Here is a 927-nt window from a genome sequence, read left to right as displayed (position 1 = left end):
GAGGAATATAAAAAAGGAACAGTGCTCCTTTATAGCTAGCACCGTTTCTTCCAATTTCACGCTCTATCACTTCCATTTGCTAGGCGAATAATGTGATCAATTGTAAAACCTCTATTTTCTCCTTCTTTCGGGAGAACAATATCATTGCTGAATACCTGAACACATGTCCTACGAACTGTTTTTTGCACTAAACGGGATAATCATACTCATGTACTAAGTATAATGCCCCTGTAAATAAAAAAGAATAGCTATAATTGTCATTTATCGACATATTTCGTATTTTTTCTCTTGGTTATCTCTGTGCTGAACATGAACGTGAAAATTACACCTCTTTAATAATTCAATCGACGTTTTAGAGACTCCTTTAACCATTCTTGCAGACCATCCGTACTAATAAAATTGTCGGTTCCAATCCTAACGACGGGAAACAACAATGAATCAACATCTCTACTTCTCATTGATTCTTCACTTGAAATGATGGCTCTTACTTGGGATTCAGTAATATGTAAATACTCAGCTGCTTCTCCGATCGTCAAGAGCGGCTTATATTTGGATCCGTCTTTCATTAATTCTCTATCCGAAGATTGACCAATAATGACACTGCTAACAACAAGAGAAAGACCCACAAGGAACGAACAGATGATTGCACTAAGATTTAGTTGCTTCATGATTTGTCCTCCTTTAAAAAAATGTAACACATAATGAAAACAAGCAGCGTTCATGCCCCTCCCATTACTATACATTCCATTCTCCATAAAAGTTTCCACGAACTCACAAAAAAAGCCCTCCCATAAGGAGACTACTGCAAAAGCCCCAATTTCATCGAGGTGAAAGCCCAAAAATGGAAAATAGTGTCCCCTGAGAGAAAAAAAGCAGTCCATCCTCACCCGAGGTATGGGCTGCTTTTGCTCTATTAGCTTTACCATC

Annotated in this window: 1 protein-coding gene; it reads right to left on the bottom strand. The window is 38.0% G+C overall.

The features are described 5' to 3' along the window. Positions 1 to 332: 332 nt before the first annotated feature. A partial coding sequence (locus tag BBG47_RS31015) for a helix-turn-helix domain-containing protein (RefSeq protein ID WP_254659962.1) occupies positions 333 to 927 on the bottom strand: 595 nt, incomplete at its 5' end.

Origin of the sequence: Paenibacillus sp. KS1 (genome assembly GCF_001680695.1) — a bacterium.
GTDB lineage: Bacteria > Bacillota > Bacilli > Paenibacillales > Paenibacillaceae > Paenibacillus_B > Paenibacillus_B suaedae.
The sequence above is the reverse complement of the archived record's forward strand: the minus strand, read 5'-3'. Positions and strand labels throughout refer to the sequence as shown.